General features: G+C 42.1%; 21 protein-coding genes. 18 read left to right on the forward strand and 3 right to left on the reverse strand.

What is annotated here, in order from left to right; genetic code table 11:
* Position 1: 1 nt before the first annotated feature.
* The 3 genes from NYE35_RS14545 to NYE35_RS14555 all read left to right on the forward strand — a co-directional run bounded on the left by NYE35_RS14545 (position 2) and on the right by NYE35_RS14555 (position 2,697).
* Positions 2 to 787, forward strand: coding sequence for an ABC transporter permease (locus NYE35_RS14545; protein ID WP_036686696.1), 786 nt, complete (start codon positions 2 to 4; stop codon positions 785 to 787).
* Positions 788 to 900: 113 nt separating this feature from the next.
* Positions 901 to 1,530: a hypothetical protein gene (locus tag NYE35_RS14550; protein WP_076143969.1), complete on the forward strand. Its 630-nt coding sequence runs from the start codon at positions 901 to 903 to the stop codon at positions 1,528 to 1,530.
* Positions 1,531 to 1,566: 36 nt separating this feature from the next.
* Complete coding sequence (locus NYE35_RS14555; RefSeq protein WP_341121426.1) at positions 1,567 to 2,697, forward strand: GNAT family N-acetyltransferase; 1,131 nt, start codon at positions 1,567 to 1,569, stop codon at positions 2,695 to 2,697.
* Positions 2,698 to 2,798: 101 nt separating this feature from the next.
* Here the strand turns inward: NYE35_RS14555 and NYE35_RS14560 are convergent, their stop codons facing one another.
* Both NYE35_RS14560 and NYE35_RS14565 read right to left on the reverse strand, forming a co-directional pair.
* On the reverse strand, positions 2,799 to 5,102 hold the full coding sequence (locus NYE35_RS14560) for an MMPL family transporter (RefSeq protein WP_341121428.1): 2,304 nt from the start codon (positions 5,100 to 5,102) through the stop codon (positions 2,799 to 2,801).
* 47 nt (positions 5,103 to 5,149) lie between these two features.
* The gene (locus tag NYE35_RS14565) at positions 5,150 to 5,770 is read right to left on the reverse strand and encodes a TetR/AcrR family transcriptional regulator (RefSeq protein ID WP_036686703.1); all 621 of its coding nucleotides are present in this window, start codon (positions 5,768 to 5,770) and stop codon (positions 5,150 to 5,152) included.
* Positions 5,771 to 6,066: 296 nt separating this feature from the next.
* Here NYE35_RS14565 and mraY point away from each other — a divergent pair, with 296 nt between their 5' ends.
* The 14 genes from mraY to NYE35_RS14635 all read left to right on the forward strand — a co-directional run bounded on the left by mraY (position 6,067) and on the right by NYE35_RS14635 (position 17,248).
* Positions 6,067 to 7,020 (forward strand): phospho-N-acetylmuramoyl-pentapeptide-transferase, encoded by a 954-nt coding sequence (gene mraY / locus NYE35_RS14570; protein ID WP_076106509.1) that lies wholly within the window; start codon positions 6,067 to 6,069, stop codon positions 7,018 to 7,020.
* A gap of 106 nt (positions 7,021 to 7,126) precedes the next feature.
* A complete protein-coding gene (locus NYE35_RS14575) occupies positions 7,127 to 7,438 on the forward strand; it encodes an ArsR/SmtB family transcription factor (protein ID WP_051491476.1) in 312 nt (103 codons plus the stop codon).
* Positions 7,439 to 7,519: 81 nt separating this feature from the next.
* Positions 7,520 to 8,689, forward strand: a complete 1,170-nt coding sequence (locus tag NYE35_RS14580) for an MFS transporter (RefSeq protein ID WP_036686708.1) — start codon at positions 7,520 to 7,522, stop codon at positions 8,687 to 8,689.
* Between the two features lie 152 nt (positions 8,690 to 8,841).
* Positions 8,842 to 9,462: a thermonuclease family protein gene (locus NYE35_RS14585; protein ID WP_076100928.1), complete on the forward strand. Its 621-nt coding sequence runs from the start codon at positions 8,842 to 8,844 to the stop codon at positions 9,460 to 9,462.
* Positions 9,463 to 9,529: 67 nt separating this feature from the next.
* A complete protein-coding gene (locus NYE35_RS14590; RefSeq protein ID WP_038574424.1) occupies positions 9,530 to 9,973 on the forward strand; it encodes an NUDIX hydrolase in 444 nt (147 codons plus the stop codon).
* A gap of 103 nt (positions 9,974 to 10,076) precedes the next feature.
* Positions 10,077 to 11,180, forward strand: coding sequence for a PRK06851 family protein (locus NYE35_RS14595; RefSeq protein ID WP_076100927.1), 1,104 nt, complete (start codon positions 10,077 to 10,079; stop codon positions 11,178 to 11,180).
* Between the two features lie 148 nt (positions 11,181 to 11,328).
* Entirely contained in the window at positions 11,329 to 12,045 is a 717-nt protein-coding gene (locus NYE35_RS14600; protein WP_038570649.1) for an AzlC family ABC transporter permease, read from the forward strand.
* Positions 12,042 to 12,353, forward strand: a complete 312-nt coding sequence (locus NYE35_RS14605) for an AzlD domain-containing protein (protein ID WP_036686713.1) — start codon at positions 12,042 to 12,044, stop codon at positions 12,351 to 12,353. The genes NYE35_RS14600 and NYE35_RS14605 overlap by 4 nt, the downstream gene beginning before the upstream one ends.
* A gap of 31 nt (positions 12,354 to 12,384) precedes the next feature.
* Complete coding sequence (gene pdxR, locus NYE35_RS14610; RefSeq protein WP_341121431.1) at positions 12,385 to 13,884, forward strand: MocR-like pyridoxine biosynthesis transcription factor PdxR; 1,500 nt, start codon at positions 12,385 to 12,387, stop codon at positions 13,882 to 13,884.
* A 36-nt stretch (positions 13,885 to 13,920) separates the two neighbouring features.
* A complete protein-coding gene (locus tag NYE35_RS14615; protein ID WP_341121433.1) occupies positions 13,921 to 14,910 on the forward strand; it encodes an ROK family protein in 990 nt (329 codons plus the stop codon).
* A gap of 81 nt (positions 14,911 to 14,991) precedes the next feature.
* Positions 14,992 to 15,261, forward strand: coding sequence for a PQ-loop domain-containing transporter (locus NYE35_RS14620; protein ID WP_036686720.1), 270 nt, complete (start codon positions 14,992 to 14,994; stop codon positions 15,259 to 15,261).
* Positions 15,262 to 15,307: 46 nt separating this feature from the next.
* Positions 15,308 to 16,183 carry a serine/threonine protein kinase gene (locus NYE35_RS14625; protein ID WP_341121437.1) on the forward strand — a complete coding sequence of 292 codons (876 nt, stop codon included), beginning with the start codon at positions 15,308 to 15,310 and terminating at the stop codon, positions 16,181 to 16,183.
* Between the two features lie 47 nt (positions 16,184 to 16,230).
* Positions 16,231 to 16,650, forward strand: a complete 420-nt coding sequence (locus tag NYE35_RS14630; RefSeq protein WP_147614436.1) for an NUDIX hydrolase — start codon at positions 16,231 to 16,233, stop codon at positions 16,648 to 16,650.
* Between the two features lie 64 nt (positions 16,651 to 16,714).
* Entirely contained in the window at positions 16,715 to 17,248 is a 534-nt protein-coding gene (locus NYE35_RS14635; protein ID WP_341121441.1) for a hypothetical protein, read from the forward strand.
* Positions 17,249 to 17,259: 11 nt separating this feature from the next.
* On the opposite strand, the gene NYE35_RS14640 is transcribed toward NYE35_RS14635, so the two are convergent.
* The gene (locus NYE35_RS14640) at positions 17,260 to 17,694 is read right to left on the reverse strand and encodes a DUF4395 domain-containing protein (RefSeq protein WP_036686729.1); all 435 of its coding nucleotides are present in this window, start codon (positions 17,692 to 17,694) and stop codon (positions 17,260 to 17,262) included.
* A gap of 96 nt (positions 17,695 to 17,790) precedes the next feature.
* Here NYE35_RS14640 and NYE35_RS14645 point away from each other — a divergent pair, with 96 nt between their 5' ends.
* A complete protein-coding gene (locus tag NYE35_RS14645; RefSeq protein WP_341121443.1) occupies positions 17,791 to 17,922 on the forward strand; it encodes a hypothetical protein in 132 nt (43 codons plus the stop codon).
* Positions 17,923 to 18,398 lie beyond the last annotated feature (476 nt).

The following is an 18,398-nucleotide window of genomic DNA, read 5'->3' on the forward strand; positions in this document are numbered from 1 at the left end:
CATGTATTACCTGGGATTATTAATTGAATATATCAAAAACTATATGAAGAGCCGGCTCACCTATCGCGCTGACTTTTGGGTAGAGGTCATTTCAGACTTACTTTTTCAAGCTACCAACTTTATCTTTATTCTCGTAATTTTTATGCATACAGATAGCCTGGGCGGTTGGAATCAGAATGAAGTAGTGTTCGTTTATGGATTCTTTATGGTGCCTTTTGGGGTGTTTAGTTGTTTTGTGAATCTATGGGGATTTAGTGAACGTTACATCGTTAAAGGTGAGATGGACCGTATTTTGACACGCCCAGCTCATAATTTGTTCCAGATCTTTTTGGAAAATGTTGATCCGCCAGCACTTATGGGCTCATTCATAGGTATTATTATTATGGCCATCAGTGGCAGCAATTTGGGTCTTCCCTTTGAATGGTGGACGATACCGGCTCTGATCATTCTAACGTTAAGTGCGGTCGCTATCTATACGGGGATTTACACAACGTTGACTTCATTGTCTTTCTATTCGGATGCTCCTACTGGCATTCTTCCGTTAATGTACAACATTCAGACTTATGGCCGTTATCCGGTAACGATTTACAATCGTGCTATACAGGTATTGCTTACTTGGATCATTCCATTTGCATTCGTCGGAGTGTATCCAGCCGCGCTTTTTCTGCAGCGGGAGGAGATGACCAGCCTTGCTCTGATGACACCTGTAGTAGGTGCTATATTTCTGGGGATTGGTTTGTTAGCCTGGAGTTATGGCGTTCGCAGATACAAAGGTGCGGGGTCTTAAGTTAAGCTAGTGTCTTGTTATGTTGGAAAGGCTACCTTCGGGTAGTCTTTTTTTCACCCGGAATTCATGAATATGCTAAAATCATTAATATCTACATTGGGGAGGAATCATAGATGAATGTGTTAGATATTTTACCAGCACCCGACAACTTAAAAAAACTTATGAAAATACTTGCTTCTCTAAATATTGTCCTATGTCCTGAGGAATGGCTTCGCTATCATAATTTTGATTCTAAATTTGATAAGAATGTTTCTCTAGCATCGATCGATAATGGCTCAGGCGATAATTTGTTTATTATTTTTACACCTCAAGGAACGATAATTAAAGGTTTTGATCATGAATCCGAAGTAAGTCCATATGCGCGCGACGAACATGAAGTTTGGCCGGGAATCTATGAAGAAGTCCCAATCTCACTATTGTCTTTTATTGAAGATGAGGCGATAGCTAAGGATGATGTTACTTTTTGTTTTTGGCGTGAAAATAACGACTTGACGTGGCAGAAGGGGAAGGTAGAAATTCCAGCGGAGGTAGAAGATGGTTCGGACTTTTTGCTAGGGACTATTTTCCGCACAGCTGAGGATTTTGTGGAATTTGCCGAAGGTTATTTTGAACTCACACTCCCTTTAGAGGTCGTTGCACAAGTTTATGAGGGTGCAGTCATTACCAAAGAGATGATCAAAGCGTTAAATCCTGATGGTGATGTAGAGACAATTCTTCAGGAGTTAGCAGAGCTAGACTCTTAGGGACTTATCGATTTTGAAAACAAAGGGGGATGCGAAATGGAACTTTACGTGGAAAAGCTGAATGCTGATGCTGCTAGGGATATTTTAAGCTGGCAATATGATCCACCCTATGATTTTTACAATAATGAAACAACTCCTGAAGCTATAAGTGAAATGCTAGAGGAAGCATTTTTTTCTGTACTTGATGCAAATAAACAATTGATCGGATTCTTCTGTGTAGGAAGTCCGGCACAGGTTCCAAATGATAAATATACATATTCTCAGGATTTTATAGATGTGGGTTTAGGAATGAAGCCTGAGTTAACCGGACAGGGGAATGGGACTCTATTTTTCACAACAGTCCTTAACTATATTAATGAGAGATTCGAGGAAAAACCAAAGCGGCTGACAGTGGCGAAGTTCAACGATAGAGCGATACGCTTGTATGAAAAACTAGGATTTAGCCGGGAAGCTGAAATCGTTAAAGGAACTACAGAATTTATTATTATGATTTGTAATGAAAATGATAATCTTACTCCCATGTATGAGCGGGCAATACCCGGCGAAATAATTACTTTTGGCTCTTATCCGCAAATGGCGGACGGAGCAGAAAAAATGCCGATAAAGTGGCGGGTGCTGCAAAATTCAGGTAGAGAGCTGTTCATTTTAAGCGAGTACATTTTGGACTGCAGGCGGTATCACGGTGAATATGTTGATGTTACATGGCATGACTCCGATTTGCGAAAGTGGTTGAACGATGATTTTTATAATGCCGCTTTTAATGACTCCGAGCACAGGCTCATCAAGACTACACAATGCACAGATAACGGAGAGGGAAGTATAAACACGGAAGATAAGATTTTTCTGCTCAGTGTTTCGGAGGCGAATGAATTGACCTTTAAACTTGGTGAAGATACTTTACGTGCGAAGCGTAGGGCGATAGGAACGGGATTCTCCAAAGTGAAAAAGAACGATGGATGTAAATTGTATGTGTATGATAAAAAAGTCAAAGCTGATTATATCCTTGAGAAGGATGAAGAGTTTGGCTGCTCATGGTGGTGGCTGAGAACTCAACCTGCGATTTCTTCACGTGCGTATTTTGTAGGTACCCGTAGCAGTATTCGCAGTTACGGACATGTAAACTTAGCTTGTTACGGTGTGCGCCCCGCTATAATCCTTAATTATTAAGCTCTTTCTCCAACATCGTTGCATGGGAAGCGAATCTTACCACAGAAACAAAACAGCCTGAACCCCTAGGAATACAGGGCTCAGGCTGTTTATTATTGTTTCTATTTCATGGAATTAGATTTGTCTTTAACATTGAGTGTAGCAATCAGTTTCTCGCCTTCGACATCCAGGTTTGGCAGAATACGGTCGAGCCATTTTGGAAGTGCCCAAGCTTTGTTGCCGAAAATAGACATTACAGCAGGAACTAATCCCATTCGAATAATGAAAGCATCGATTAAGATCCCTACGGCCAGTGTAAAGCCGATTTGTTTAATCATGACATCATCCGTAAAAATAAACCCTGCAAAAACGGAGATCATAATTATAGCAGCGCCTACTACGACACGACTCACCTGGTTGTATCCATGAACAACGGACTCTGATCCCTCATGACCATGAACGTACGATTCACGCATGGAACTGACAAGGAAAACCTGATAGTCCATCGCGAGCCCATATAGGATACCCGTAACGATGATTGGCATAAAGCTTAGCAATGGGCCACCGGTGTCGAAACCGAAGAGAGTATGGAGCCAGCCCCATTGGAACACGGCTGTGGTGATCCCGAATGTAGCGAGAATGCTAAGCAGAAAACCGATCGTAGCTTTGATAGGAACGATAATCGAACGAAATACCAACAGAAGAATAATGAGCGATAGGAGAATGATGATTCCTACATAAATGGGAAATACATCTGCCAGCTTGGCCGACATATCGATGTTAACGGCGGTAAAGCCGGTAACCCCGAGTTTAACATCATTACTTTGAGCGATACTAGATTCCGTAGCCCGTAAATCATTCACCAGATTTTTGGTTGTTATATCGCTAGGACCCGTTTCTGGAATCAGACTGAAGATAGCTAAATCCTTAGTCATGCCCAGAGGAGTGACCTGCGCGACATTCTTTTGAGCTTGGAGCTCTTTTACAAGATTTCCTAGGAGCTCCGGAGTGACTGGAGTGGAAGAGTTCTTTGGTTCTGCAACCAGAATAAGCGGTCCGTTAAATCCCTCTCCAAAACCCTCGGATATAGCATCATAACTTTGTCTTGCTACCGTGTCCAAGTTCGCCGAGGCAGCTCCGGGAATGCCCATTTCCATTTTCGCTATAGGGGTTGCTGCTACGCCAAGTATCACGACGATGGCAACAATAGTGACCCAACGATACTTGATGACGAATTTAACCCATCTATCAGCTATACCGCGGTTACCCGTTTTATGATGATCCTTGTTTTTCTTGCGAGCTTTAGGCGAACAGATGCGTTCACCCACCAATCCGAGCAATGCCGGCAATAGGGTTAAGGCAACAAATACGTTGATGAGGACGGTAGCTGCTGCTACTAACGCCATCGTAGATAAGAAAGTAAGCCCGATTACAAGCATACCGCAGAGAGCGATAATAACCGTCAAACCGGCGAAAAATACGGCGCTGCCGGATGTGCCAATTGCTCTAGCCGCAGCTTCTTGTGCGCTTAATCCTTGATCAATAATCATTCGGCGTTGGCGATTTACAATGAAAAGAGCATAATCGATTCCGACGGCTAATCCAATCATAAGCGCCAAGACGGAAGTGACACTAGGCATTTCAATGAATTTGGAAATAGAAAATGCTCCACCCACACCGATGCCGACTCCAAGCAGTGCAGTTATAAGTGGCAGCCCTGCTGCAACGACAGAGCCAAGCGTCACCAGCAAAACAATTGCAGCAATGACAAGTCCGACAATCTCAGCTGATCCTACACCGATAGATACTGATTTGAGTGTCTCACCCGGCAGTACAGTAATGTTGGTATCTTTCTCGACATTCATGACGGTATCAATTACAGAATCAAAAATATCTTGAGAGATAGCTGATTGCTCAATGGTAAACTGGAATTGGAACAATGCAATTCTACCGTCTGCGGAAAGAATAACACCAGGCACCGGAACACCATCTGCCATCAGAGGACCATAGGAAGGGGGTACTGTGGCTGTTGCAGACTGATCCATACTGGCAGCCTGAGTTGCTTCAGTAGTTGAACTACTTGCTTCCGCTGCATAATCCGCAGGATTAATCACTTCGTTTAAACCGTAAACCTCATTAATACCCTTAGTGATCGCTGCCAAACGTTCTGGCGTATCCAATCGCTCGCTTTGAGGTGCTTTGAACACGACACTTCCTTGTCCACCAGATGCAGCCGGAAGTTCTGTTGCTAATTGATCCAAAATCTTTTGCGATTCCGTGCCTTCAATCTTCATTTCCGAACTGATATGAATACCATTCATGCTGATCATAGAGATGACAATTCCTAAAATTAAAATCCAACCTAAAATGAAGTACCCAGGTTTACGATAAGCGGTTTTTCCCACTCTGTATAATAATGTTGACATGTATCTATTTTACACTCCCTCGATGATGAAAACTGATTGTTAGCCTATTAGAATCCGTTGCGTAAATATCCGTAAATAGTTTCCAAAAATTGATCGAACGTAAGAGTTTCAGGACTTGGATCGTCGCTCGTCGTTTGTCCCGGAAGCAGCACATTAAGTTTTCCGTCAATTAAGGGAAGTACAGTTCCGTAAACCGAATTTATAAGCAGATAAGTATAAACCTCGTCATACTTACCATTTGACAAGTGCAACAATGTTTTTTGTGCTCCAGTTTGCGTAAGGTGTATTGCTCTTAAATAATGGGGCTCGAGGGCTGGGAATTTTCGGGAAAGTAATGAAAGCTCACGCAACCTCCCTATAAGCTCAGCTGTAAGTTGCATCTTAATTAGTTGATATAAGGTATCCAGCAGGGAGGCATTTTCAGGGATTTTGGTGAGCAATTCTTCATACTCATTCGTGTTCCGTACGGTAACTGCTCCCATCGCAACTGCCTCTTCCTTGCATGTGAAATAGTTTGCGAAAGTTCTTCTGGAGTAGCCGGCTTTTTGCACGATATCTTCAACAACAAAACCGTCCAACCCATGTTCAAGTGCAAGTTCGAATGCCGCTTCAGCTAGCGCTTTTTCAGTGGCTTCTTTTTTGAAATCTCTCAAAGTTTGTTTAATCATAACTTTATGTATACACCTCCCATACGGCTGTTTTTGTGGTGAAGATTAGGATTACTGACTATATACTAATGTAAACTTGCCCAAAGTGCAAACTTTCTCATTGGGCAAGTTTATGCTTTGGGATCTGCTTATAGAAAACTCTCAGCTGTTACACAGCAGAAAACAGGAAATAAAAATAGAATAATTTCTCTTTATCAACAGATGAAAAGAGTACATAATTACAGACGACCTCATTAACTCTAGAAATATTTTGTGAGTATTATAAATGATCTTTTCCAAAGAGGGGAGTTCGTTGTATGTATGGAATTCTGGCTGTTTCCGGCCTGTCTTTTCTTCTGGTGGCGGTATTTACACCTCTATTAATCTGGACGCTGCATAGACTGAGGTTAACGCAGCCGATTCGTGCCGAGCTTCCAGCAGATCATCAGGCCAAACGGGGTACACCACTAATGGCAGGGTTGATCCTGCTTATCGGGATAGCGATTTCGCTGCAGTTTCAACCCGGGCCTCTAATGTTACTCTTATGCGTTACGTTTTTGTTGTTTAGTTCAGTCGGATTTTTGGATGATTTCAAAAAGGCTTTTTGGCAAAATCCATCCGGCATCAGCGGCCGCTCAAAACTAGTGCTTCAATTTCTTTTTACTGGAATTATATTATATGTGTTGTTCCATTCGTTCGGCCTGACGAGTGATATCGAGTTATTTAAAGGGCAAAATCTGCATTTGCCTGTGTACCTTTATGTGGCCATCATTTTGCTGTTTGTGGTCGGCTCCGCGAATGCCATCAATTTTACAGATGGTCTCGATGGGCTACTGATCAATGTTGCCATACCGTCGTATTTTTTCTTTTTTATGATTTCGGACAAACCTGAAGTGCAGACATTTTCACTTGTTATGATCGGTTGTCTGCTAGGGCTTTTGCTTTACAATATTTATCCAGCAAGAGCGTTTATGGGCGATACTGGATCACTGGCGATCGGGGGCTCCCTTTCCGTTCTGGCTGTCATTGAGAAGGTTGAGCTTTTACTTCCAATTTTGTTTTTCGTTTATTTTGCGGAGCAGTTGTCGGTCATTTTACAAGTTTGGTACTACAAACGGACGAAGCTGCGGCTATTCCGGATGGCTCCGATTCATTACCACTTCAGCTTAAAATACGGATGGAGTGAGAACAAAATCGTGATGATTTTCGGTTTCATTTCGTGGGTATCCGTACTGCTTTGCTGGTTGATTTGGAAATATTTAATTCACTAAACGAACAATTCGATACGAAACATGAATCTACATAGTGTTATTGCAACAACGAGACATCGGCATCTTTTGTATTTACAAATCTATAAAAATAGATATAATGGAACACATGGAACCTTTAATGATATTCAAAGCGTTGTCTAACGAGACTCGTAGTCAAATTATGATGTGGCTAAAAACTCCCGAGGAGTTTTTTGATGAAAAGCCTTATTTACAACAAGGCCTAAATTTTCAAATCGGGATTTGCGTGGGCGATATTCAAGCTAAAGCGGGGCTTGCACAGTCGGTTATTTCGAGCTATCTATTGACCATGCAAAAAGCTGGTTTGCTGGAATCTGAGCGAATTGGGAAGTGGACGTATTATCGTCGAAACGAAAAGATAATTCAAGAATTTTCCGATTATATTAAAGAGAAACTATAGGAGAGAGGAGGAAGGGCTTTTTTTTGATAATACATATCTACAAATCTAAATATGTAAATATAAATGGAGGATTATTTTAAAATGAAAAAGGTTAACCCTTTACTTATTATTATTTTGGCTTTAGGCGTATTTGGCATTATTACAACGGAAATGGGGATTATAGGTGTTCTGCCACAGGTAACTCAAAAATTTAATATATCAACTTCTCAGTCTGGATGGCTTGTAAGTATATTTGCTTTAGTTGTTGCTATTTCAGGTCCATTTCTGACCTTATTGGCTTCTGGAATTAATCGTAAAGTAATTCTATTAACTGCTGTACTTATTTTTGCAATTTCAAATATTGTTTATGCGTATACGACCATGTTTGAAGTAATGCTGATTTTTCGTATTATCCCTGCTATTTTTCATCCCGTATTTTTTTCAGTTGCACTTGTTACCGCTGCCCAACTTGTCCCTCCGGAAAAGAGCACCAAAGCAGTTACAAAGGTTTTCGCCGGAATAACGGTCGGGTTTGCTTTTGGTGTGCCTTTGACTTCTTATCTCGCGGACAAAATTTCTTTAGAAGTCGCTTTTCTCTTTGGAGCTGTCGTAAGTATAATTGCCTTTTTAGGAATACTAGCTTGGCTTCCTTCCATGCCAGTTAAAGAAAAAATGTCTTATGGTAAACAACTTGGTATTTTACGCAAACCCCTATTGTGGTTAAATATTGTGGCAGTTATTTTTATCTTTGCAGCTATGTTTTCTGTGTACAGTTACTTTGCTGAATATCTTGGGCAGGTAACACATATGAACGGGTCATGGATTAGTATCATGTTGATGGCCTTTGGGATAATCATGATTTTTGGGAATTTTTTATTTGGAAGCCTTTTGCATAAAGGCATTACAAAGACCGTTATCATGTTTCCATTGTTATATGCGGTAACTTACTTATTCGTATATTATCTAGGTTCTTATTTCCTTCCGATGGTTGTTATCATAATCATTTGGGGGGCAGTGCATTCCGGCGGACTGATTGTCAGTCAAGCATGGTTAACGACCGAAGCGAAAGAAGCTCCCGAATTCGGTAACAGCTTGTTTATCTCATTTTCTAACCTTGGAATTACTATAGGGACTGCTATCGGTGGTTGGTTTATTTCTCATGCAGGAATACATCAACTCATCTGGATCGGAATTATGTTTTCCCTGCTTGCTTTCTTATCGATCATAATCAAAATAAAGATTTCCAAATTAAACGTGGTGGAAGTAGAGTAAAGGCGAAACAGCGATAACCAAGTATCTTTTTTCTGGTACATGGCTATCGCTGTTTTCTATGATTAGTATTACAGTCTTGTGTTTTTAAGTGTTTTAATTTATTTTTATTAGACCCCATGAAATTACATACGTGTATAAGAAAGAGGTTATCAATGAATAAGATTTATCTATTAAAAAGCTTTCTAGCTATCACACTCTTACTTGGAACAACAACTGCCTGCAACTTAGCCGAGCAGATTACTTTAGAACCAGTTCCAACGATTACGGCCGATTCCAGTTCTGGATTAGATTCTACGCCAGACAATACAACAGAGGACAACAAACGTTTAATAGATGCAAAGGTAACACGAGTAGTCGATGGTGACACCATGAAGCTGACTATAGGCGGCAAAAAGGAAACCATTCGTTTATTGCTGGTCGATACTCCAGAGTCAGTGAATCCGAATATCCCCGAACCACAGCCATTTTCGCTAGAAGCTTCTGATTTCGCCAAAAAGATGCTTACGGATAAAGATGTACAAATTGAACTAGATGTATCGGAGCGGGACAAATATGGCCGCCTACTTTGTTACCTCTATATAGATGGGAAAATGTTCAATGAGATTCTGCTAGAGCAGGGTTATGCACGTGTAGCCTATGTATTTGCACCTAACACAAAATATGTTGATCAATTTAGAGCGATTCAGGATAAGGCGCGAGAGCGGGGAATAGGTATTTGGAGCATTGAAAATTACGCGCAAGACAAAGGTTTTCATGTGCAGAAAAAGAAATGAACTTCTATTAACGTAGGGTATTTGAGCCTATTAGAAGACAGGGGATAGTTTATTGAGCGATTATATTATGGAGTTAAGAAAGCTGGTAGGTACCAGACCGCTTATAATGGCAGGAGCCTGTGTTTTATTGTGCAGCAATCATCAATTATTATTGCAACGTAGGACGGACAACGGGTGCTGGGGTTTGCCAGGTGGTTCAATGGAGCTTGGGGAGACTTTAGAAGAGGTCGCTAAGAGGGAGCTTTTTGAGGAAACAGGCTTAACAGCCAAAGTTCTTGATTTGTTCGACATGTTCTCTGGAAAAGATCTTTATTATAAATACCCGCACGGTGATGAAGTATATAATGTTGTGGCTGCATATCTATGCACGGACTTTGATGGGGCGCTAAAAGTAGATGGAATTGAGGTGCAAGAATTGCGTTTTTTTAGTTATGAAGAATTGCCAAGCGAGCTGTCTCCTCCAGATGTTCCCGTCATTAAGAGGTTTATGGATCGTTTTGTTTGTAACTGAACCGGCTAACGAAACCACATCTCACTCAAAGCGTCACCTTTCCCTGGGTACATTAATAAGATGAACAATGAAACATGACATCAGCCCGGAAAGGTGTGCGATTATGGACGGAACAATCCTGAATTTCTTTGCTGGCGGCAACACAGCTCACGGCTTCTCTAACCTCTATGAGTCGTCATTGCAAGATTTAACGCGTTTGTTTGTTTTAAAAGGAGGCCCCGGTACGGGGAAAACTAGAATCATTCGAGAAATCGGAGATCTTCTGGCTCAACAAGGTTATGAGATCTGGTTAATTCACGCAGCGTCAGATAATGATTCACTCGACGGAGTGGTTATTCCTGAATTAAAAGTAGGAATTATAGATGGTACTGCTCCACGGGTCATTAAGCCAGAATTGCCTGAAGAGGCCATCGTACATGTGAATTTGGAGCAGGCCGTCGATACGCTCCAGTTAAGCCAGCGTTGTGTTGAGATCGACAGCTTAGTTGATCAGTACACGGAAGAGCATGAACTCGCTTATTCAGGCTTTGCTGAAGCACTCCGCATTCATGACGAGTGGGAAGCGATTTATATTGCGACAATGAATTTCCAAGCCGCTGATGAGCTGACTCAGGAGTATATTCAACTTCTGTATGGTGATCAGAACTTCGAAAAAGTAAGCCGGGTGGATCACCGTTTTTTAGGTGCAGCTACGCCTAAGGGTGCAGTGGATTTTGTACCTAATTTAACCGCAGGACTAAAAAGATATCTTGTAAAAGGTCGCGCGGGATCCGGTAAATCTACACTTTTAAAAAAATTGGCAGCTGAAGGAATAAAACGTGGTGTCAATGTTGAGATTTACCACTGTGGTTTCGATCCGAACAGTCTTGATATGATTATCGTACGCGAGCTTGGGTTTGCTATTTTTGACAGCACAGCTCCGCATGAGTATTTCCCTGACCGTGCCACCGACGAGATTGTTGATATGTATTCACGGTGCATACAGTCAGGTACGGATGAAGCTTTTGCCGAAGCCATCGCAGGTATTAAAGAGCGATATTCCAGCACCATGAAACGATCCATTCAACATCTGACAGATGCCAAAGTATTTTTGGATGAGTTAAAGACAATCTATGCCGCCGCTACAGATTTTGACCATGTAGATCAGATTAAATCCCAAATTCAACAAGAAATCAGCGGGATTGTGGAAAGTCCTCAGGAGGTTTAACCTTCATTAAAGATCGCTCTCTTAGCGGGCGGTCTTTTTTCTATGTCAAGAAATTGGTATGGTACATACGCACCCATGCGGTTATTTCCACAAGAATTGTACCCAAGTATGCTCTCTCTAGGGACAACGATAAGGGAGAGAGAAACTTATGAGTGATCAGAAAGTGATGTTTAGAAAGGGTCTTAAGGATTCTGTAGCTATTGTTGCAGGATTTATTCCTGCTTGTTTTACGTTTGGATTGGTCGGTAAGGGATTAGGCCTAGGGAGTCTGGAAGTGTTCTTATTGTCAGCGCTCGTATTTGCGGGAGCCAGCCAATTTATTGGCGTGAAAATGCTTGCTGCTGGGGCCGCCGCTCCAATGATCCTGCTGCTTACGTTGATCATTAATTTAAGATATTTGTTTATCAGCCTATCTTTTGGGGGTCAGCTTGACCGTACAATCAATCCTCTGGCCAAAGTCTGGATTGGGTTTAGTTTAACAGAAGAAGTGTACGCTGTTAGTATGATCCCCCGCAATCATTCAAAAGAAAATATAACTCTTCCATATTTGCTGGGTCTACAAATTCCTCCGTATATAGCAAATTTGCTGGCAACAGCTGCGGGAATATCGCTGGCATCCTACATTCCGGCTATATACTTACCTGCTTTGAACACCTCATTATATGCCTTACTGATAGCACTAATAGTGCCACAACTAAAGGGAAGCATTCGGAATTTGGCCATATGTTTAGCAGCGGCGGGTTCTTCATGGCTTCTACATCCCGTACTTGGAAACTCCTCGATACTTGCAGCTATGTTAATTGGTATGGCAGTAGGCTCCTTATTTCCAGAGCAAGCTGAAGTAGAAAAGGAGGTATCCGTATGACTATTCTGATCATTATCGGGATGGCAATCCTTACTTTTTCATTTCGTTTTGTACCATTGCTGCTGACAAAGCATACGAATGGCTCTTCCAAAGTCCAAGCTTTGTTGGAATATTTGCCTATCGCGGTTCTTAGTGCTTTAACGGTTCCTGGGATATTTCAGGTGGACGCAGATGACAATCTTGTAGGTATCGCTTCGGGTATAGTCGCTGTTATACTGGTATTAATTAGGAAAATTCCGCTGTTACTCGTGATCTTAGGTGCTGTTTCTGCAGCACTAATTGTAAAAATCCTTACTATGAACCATTAAGAAAACCCGGATTAGAAGGGTAGGAAATCTTATGAAGCATGAATTGCTGATTACTCTCGATAAACAAAGACCCATTCCATTAAGCCGTCAAATTTATGAGCAGGTTCGTAATGCTATCCATTCAGGAGCTTTAAGTGGGGGGGATTCACTGCCTCCATCAAGGACTTTGGCTAATCAACTGGAAGTATCCAGAAGTGTAATTCTTCAATCCTACGAGCTACTTCAAGCAGAGGGTTATCTGGAGATGAGAAAAGGGGCAGGAACCTATATAGCGGGGCTGCCAGTGGAGGAGAAAGACCCCCAGGATTCTGAGAATCCTTACAATTTTATAACGAAGGGTCCTGATTTCCTTACACTCAATCCTTCTTCTATTATAGAAAACGACTTGAACACAGTATTATGTAATTTTCGGCACGGTGTACCTGCATGGGACGCTTTTCCAATGGATCAGTGGCAAAAAGCATTAATGAATGCCTGTCGTCGTGCATCTCCTGATACTTTGGGTTACGGCCCGGTCGAGGGCTCTTTGGGACTACGCCAAGAGATTGCACGTTTATTACGGTCCACACGTTCGATGCCCGTGGTTCCGGAGCAAATTGTGATTACATCCGGGGCAACGCAGGCATTGGATATATTATCGAGAATTTTTGTTTCAAAAGGTGATGATGTTATTGTTGAAGATCCATCACATAACGTTGTGCGGGAGATTTTTTCGTTCGCTGGAGCGGTGGTTACACCCATCAGGGTTGACCTAGAGGGAATCTGTGTAGATGAGCTCCAAGCAAGCTGTGATCACATCAAAGAAGGTCCTCATAAAAAACCAAAACTAGCTTATGTCACTCCTTCGCATCAGTTTCCTTTCGGGGTGACCCTGTCGATGAAACGAAGAGTGCAGTTACTGGAATGGGCCAAAGCCAATCAAGCTTTTATTATTGAAGATGATTATGACAGTGAATACAGGTACGAGGGTCCGAAGCTATCATCGCTTGCTGGACTAGATGTTGACGGTAGAGTAATTTATGTAGGCAGTTTTAGTAAAGTGTTATTTCCTTCTCTGCGCATAGGTTATGTTGTATTGCCTCCGACTTTGATTCAACCTTTTTTGGCGGTCAAATGGATAACAGATCGTATGTCTTCTGCTTTGGATCAGGAAGCGTTGGCGGAATTTATTCAGAATGGACATTATGCGAGGCATGTTACGCAGATGGGGAAACTTTATGCTGCCCGCAGGGCTTGTCTAGTAAAAAGTTTGGATGCTGAATTTGGCAGTCGTGTTCGCTATTATGGGGAAGAGGCGGGTCTTCATTTATTAATTGAGCTGGAATCTGGTGCCGAAGAGCATCGTATAGCTGAATTGGCGTTACGATATGGAGTTCGGGTCTATCCTGCGTCTTCTTATTTTGTGGGCAGTAAACCTCAAGGTCCTGTCTTTCTACTTGGTTATTCTAATCTCACCGAGAATCAGATTAAGGTGGGTGTGAACCGCTTGATGTTAGCTGAAACGGAAGCGGCAGTTAGTACTAGAACTTAATCGAAAGCGATAGATTATCTAATTCTGGAGGTTTTTATGAAACGGTATATGTTAGGCATTGATCTTGGCGGAACCAATATTAAAGCAGGGATTTACGATACTGATTTTATAGCTGTTAAAGAAAGATCTATACCAACAGAGGCTGCTAAGGGCCCAGCCCATGTGTTGGGACGGATTAGAGAAGCCGTACGTTTAATCACGGATGAAGCGAATATTCCATTAGATTTGGTAGAAGGAATGGGAATCGGAGTGCCAGGATTACTTGATCCGGTAGCGGGAATTTCTTTTTTTTCACCGAATTTTCCGGATTGGGAGCATGTACATGTTGTAGATGAGATGAAAAAATTCTATGACTTTCCTACTTTTATTGATAATGATGTTAGGGTTAATCTTTATGGTGAATGGCAACAAGGTGCAGGAAGAGGGTATAACAATCTGGTTCTGATTACATTGGGAACGGGATTAGGGTCAGGTATCGTGAATGACGGAAAAGTGATCTACGGTACGTCTTATAGCGCTGGTGAAATTGGGCATATGAATATGTACAGGAACGGACGTCCCTGCAAATGTGGAAGCTCCGGTTGTTTAGGGCGATATGTGTCCGCGATTGGCATGGTGAATACTTTTAAAGAGAAGCTGAAAGAAGGACGAACAAGTATTATTCAGACTTGGACTAATGACCAAGAAGAGCAAATTACCGCGTTAATGATATCTGAAGCTTACGAACTTGGAGACGCTCTCTCTATGGAAGTAATGCAGGAGACTGGAGCTATACTTGGATTTGGATTAGCGAATGTTGTGAATATCCTCAACCCGGATCTTATTATTGTAGGTGGGGGAATGGCAGCTGCGGGCGATAAATTGCTCCAACCTGTAAGAGAGACTGTGCATCAGCATGCGTTGAAGCTATCAAGCAGGAAGTGTGAAATTGTTCAAGCAGAGCTTGGGAGTCGGGCAGGAACTATAGGTGCGGCCTCTTATGCGTATAGTAAGCTGCAAGATGCAGGGAAATTAAACTTTGCTTAGTGTTATTTGTTTTTTTACATGAAATGGAACCAGATCGAGCCGCCCGGAATACAACTGTATAAAATCCGTGGAGGTGCTCTTATGTTTGCAATCATGCAATTAATAGGTGGAGTGATTCTTTCTTTGGGATGGATCCCGCAGATTGTTCAAATCCTCAAATCAAAATCCGTAGCCGATTTAAATCTAAAATCGTATTTACTTATGCTGCTCGGGATTAGTCTAATGGAAGCTTATGCGATTAGTTTGGCGGTTACGGGGGTTGGATTAGCTTTTTTGATTACAAATACGATGTCTTTATGTGTTGTATTGCTGGTTATTATTCTAGTGATTAAATATCGAACAAGACAATGAATGAAGCTTATAAATTTAATCTAGATAGTGAATGCAGGAGGTTAATTTGCGCGAAAAAAATTATACATATGAAATCCATGCGGTAACTTTTCAATTGCAGGAAGCCTGTGATTTTGCTTGGTTAACTAAGCTGGGAAAAGTGTTTAAAGTGTTCGATCAGCAAGACTCCGGAAATCTTTCTTTTGGTGTGGAGCAGGATGGAAAGAAGTTTTTTGTGAAATTTGCTGGAGCGAGACCTTTGACTTATGCCGGCAATCCTCAGGATGCTGTTAACCGTTTAATTGAAGCTATTCCGTTATATAACGAACTTAGATCTGATGCACTGATCACGCTACTGTCGCATTATGAGGTTGAGTCAGGGTATGTAGCAGTCTTTGATTGGTTTGCAGGTGAATGTTTACATTCGCATTGGCTATTTGCGGGAGAAGCGAAGCTGAGTCATCCGGAGTCGCCTTTTTTTCGTTATAAGCAATTATCCGTTGAAAAACGTCTGTCTTCATTAGATGTAATCTTTTTGTTTCATGAACATGTTGAGTATCGAGGGTATGTAGCTGTGGATTTTTATGACGGAAGTATTTTATATGATTTTGTAAACGATGGAACTAAAATTTGTGATATTGATTATTATAGACTAAAGCCTACTGTAAATGATCTGGGAGAGAACTTCTGGGGTTCATCCAGATTCAAGTCACCGGAAGAGTTTAGCTTGGATGCGCCGATTGATGAAGTTACGAATGTATTTAATATGGGCGCCACAGCATTTGTTTTATTAGGAGGAGCATCCGATCGATCGTTTGTAAAATGGGAAACCAGTCAAGCCCTCTACGAGGTAGCTTTACGGGCCGTCAGTGCGGTGAGGGAGCAGCGGTATCGGAATGTAGCAGAATTTAAATTGGCTTGGGATGCGGCAAAAAATGTTTGAGGCTGGTGGGAAGGCGAGGGATATAATTGCAGGTAAACTTTTTTGAGTTGGATAAGGAAAAAGAAGTTGAGCTGAAGTACGTTGTTATTATGGTTAAACACGGTGAAGAATGGATCTTAGCGAGGCACCAGGACCGTTCGACGTGGGAGTTTGCCGGAGGACATATAGAGGTTGGCGAAATCCCGGAGCAGGCTGCTGCCAGAGAATTATATGAAGAAACGGGTGCGGAACAATTCTCACTTTTTCCAATAGCTATTTATAGGGTCACTAGTATCGACGCTCCAGAAAATTATGGTAAGTTATATTTTGCAAATGTGGAACAGTTCGCTGAACTTCCTCCTTATGAGATGGCTGAGATCAGAGGATTTACTGAGATACCAAAAGAGCTGACGTATCCCTTGATTTACCCAGCTTTGATATCAAAAGTTCAGGATTTCATTAACCATTCATCTTCAGCTGTAAGATAAGAATGATAGCCCTGCTGTTGTCACATGATATGATTAATAAATAGAACAAGCAGGAGGGATTTCATTGAAAAGAGACATTCAGCATGTACCCTATGGCTATGAGCAACCAGTTGAGCAACGTAAAGGGACTTTAGTGTTTTACGATTCTTTTGAACATATAACAGATCAAGAGCTTGAAGTGGCGGCAAAAACTGCAGCAGACCGGCGTTTCACTAAACTGGTGTTATATCCACTTCATGAGGAAACGGTGCGACGGATGACCAAAGAGCCGGTGAGTGCTTATTATAAGCGAGAGGACCGGCTGCATGAATGGAAAAGAGAGCAAGGACGTAGCTTTATCACGGTAGAGAGTTTGGAAGGGAAGCGAAAAAAGTATACTCCGCTTGATTCTGCGCTGCGGCATCTTTTGGAGATCTATCCTTCGCCGATTTTTCTGTATTTAACGCCTGAGGTGGCGAATCAGTTTGCGACTTATTCTTCTTTTGAAGAGTGGATTGTAAAGATTCGGTTATTGTTGCCAGCTGCACCTTCATCACTACATCCACGGTTACTAAAATTTCGCCATCGCTGGGATGTTGTTGGAGAAGAGAGAGATTAAGATTAACAAATTTAATTTGGGCTGCTTTGTTTACGTCTGTAATTGTACATTCTCCATTGATAATGGATAAAACATCCGATACAAAAACCTAGGATTGCCACAGTGGCGGCCACCGCAACGAGCGCTGTGAAAATGTAAGCTGCGATCGTCCAGCCAACGATGAAGCTGATCAGACCCCCTGCGAGGCAGAAGACAGCTATGCTTTGATTAAACTGTTGTTGTGACCAGTCTTCGAGTACATAGTGGGAACGCTCTTTTGTCAGAAACCTGGCAGCCAGCTTAATGATGGGATTATAACCGAACAAAAGACCGAGCAATCCGGCAAACAAGGGCAGCGCTAGTATCCAGTGTTGTCCTGTTAGCCATGTTAATATTACAGAAATGACGATAAACGCCTGATTAGTTTTTACTAATGGCCGGGCGATTCCTTTGGGCACATTTTGCATTTTATTCACACCTTTCTCATTGGAATAATTATAGTATACGCTGGGATTGTGGGAATGGGAAGTAGATAATTTCGTGCGAGTGTGGATTAGTGAGGGATGGAGAAGGTATGGAGATGGCTGGAAGCGGATGGGGAAGATGGGGCGGATGGAGGTGGGTGGAGCAGATGGAGCGAATGGTGGCAGATGGAGCTGATGGAGCAGATGGAGCAGATGGAGCAGATGGAGTAAATGGGCTGGATGGAGGCAGGTGCTAATTTATTGAGAAAATACAGATGGACATTAATAGCATCCCACCCACCTAGCATGTTACGTCCTCATCTCCTCTCGACAGCACATTGGGCCTTCTCTCCTTTACCGCATCTGGTTCACTCCATTTCCTTCAGTCCAACTGATCCACTCTATCTCCTTCACTCCATCGGACTCCAGAGTCCTTATTTGCTCGAAAAGTAACCTTTTGAAAGATTAACGGACCCCAATGCAGCTATGAGCACAAAAAGGGATGAAAACAGCCCGGTTTGAGTGGAATAGCGACGGTGAGGTCCGAAAATGTGTCCAAAAGCCGGATTTAGCGCAAATAGCTGCATCTGAGTCCGATAGAAATGTTAGCTTGAGAGCAAAGTGTAGTACATGGAAAACAAAAGTGTGGGAGTAAGTGCGAAGCAAGGGAGTACACGGACAAATGCATGCGCGGAAATAGTGTGGGA

This window comes from Paenibacillus sp. FSL L8-0494 (assembly GCF_038003695.1).
Taxonomy (GTDB): domain Bacteria; phylum Bacillota; class Bacilli; order Paenibacillales; family Paenibacillaceae; genus Paenibacillus_AQ; species Paenibacillus_AQ odorifer.

What these genes read in the sequence shown, in the direction of transcription:
- NYE35_RS14620 (WP_036686720.1), top strand. Translation starts at nt 14,992, where the DNA reads ATGTTTGCAATCATGCAATTAATAGGTGGAGTGATTCTTTCTTTGGGA.
- NYE35_RS14560 (WP_341121428.1), bottom strand. Translation starts at nt 5,102, where the DNA reads ATGTCAACATTATTATACAGAGTGGGAAAAACCGCTTATCGTAAACCT.
- NYE35_RS14600 (WP_038570649.1), top strand. Translation starts at nt 11,329, where the DNA reads ATGAGTGATCAGAAAGTGATGTTTAGAAAGGGTCTTAAGGATTCTGTA.
- NYE35_RS14595 (WP_076100927.1), top strand. Translation starts at nt 10,077, where the DNA reads ATGGACGGAACAATCCTGAATTTCTTTGCTGGCGGCAACACAGCTCAC.
- NYE35_RS14545 (WP_036686696.1), top strand. Translation starts at nt 2, where the DNA reads ATGTATTACCTGGGATTATTAATTGAATATATCAAAAACTATATGAAG.
- NYE35_RS14605 (WP_036686713.1), top strand. Translation starts at nt 12,042, where the DNA reads ATGACTATTCTGATCATTATCGGGATGGCAATCCTTACTTTTTCATTT.
- NYE35_RS14615 (WP_341121433.1), top strand. Translation starts at nt 13,921, where the DNA reads ATGAAACGGTATATGTTAGGCATTGATCTTGGCGGAACCAATATTAAA.
- NYE35_RS14640 (WP_036686729.1), bottom strand. Translation starts at nt 17,694, where the DNA reads ATGCAAAATGTGCCCAAAGGAATCGCCCGGCCATTAGTAAAAACTAAT.
- NYE35_RS14645 (WP_341121443.1), top strand. Translation starts at nt 17,791, where the DNA reads ATGGAGAAGGTATGGAGATGGCTGGAAGCGGATGGGGAAGATGGGGCG.
- NYE35_RS14585 (WP_076100928.1), top strand. Translation starts at nt 8,842, where the DNA reads ATGAATAAGATTTATCTATTAAAAAGCTTTCTAGCTATCACACTCTTA.
- NYE35_RS14575 (WP_051491476.1), top strand. Translation starts at nt 7,127, where the DNA reads ATGGAACCTTTAATGATATTCAAAGCGTTGTCTAACGAGACTCGTAGT.
- NYE35_RS14590 (WP_038574424.1), top strand. Translation starts at nt 9,530, where the DNA reads ATGGAGTTAAGAAAGCTGGTAGGTACCAGACCGCTTATAATGGCAGGA.
- mraY (WP_076106509.1), top strand. Translation starts at nt 6,067, where the DNA reads ATGTATGGAATTCTGGCTGTTTCCGGCCTGTCTTTTCTTCTGGTGGCG.
- NYE35_RS14565 (WP_036686703.1), bottom strand. Translation starts at nt 5,770, where the DNA reads ATGATTAAACAAACTTTGAGAGATTTCAAAAAAGAAGCCACTGAAAAA.
- NYE35_RS14555 (WP_341121426.1), top strand. Translation starts at nt 1,567, where the DNA reads ATGGAACTTTACGTGGAAAAGCTGAATGCTGATGCTGCTAGGGATATT.
- NYE35_RS14580 (WP_036686708.1), top strand. Translation starts at nt 7,520, where the DNA reads ATGAAAAAGGTTAACCCTTTACTTATTATTATTTTGGCTTTAGGCGTA.
- pdxR (WP_341121431.1), top strand. Translation starts at nt 12,385, where the DNA reads ATGAAGCATGAATTGCTGATTACTCTCGATAAACAAAGACCCATTCCA.
- NYE35_RS14550 (WP_076143969.1), top strand. Translation starts at nt 901, where the DNA reads ATGAATGTGTTAGATATTTTACCAGCACCCGACAACTTAAAAAAACTT.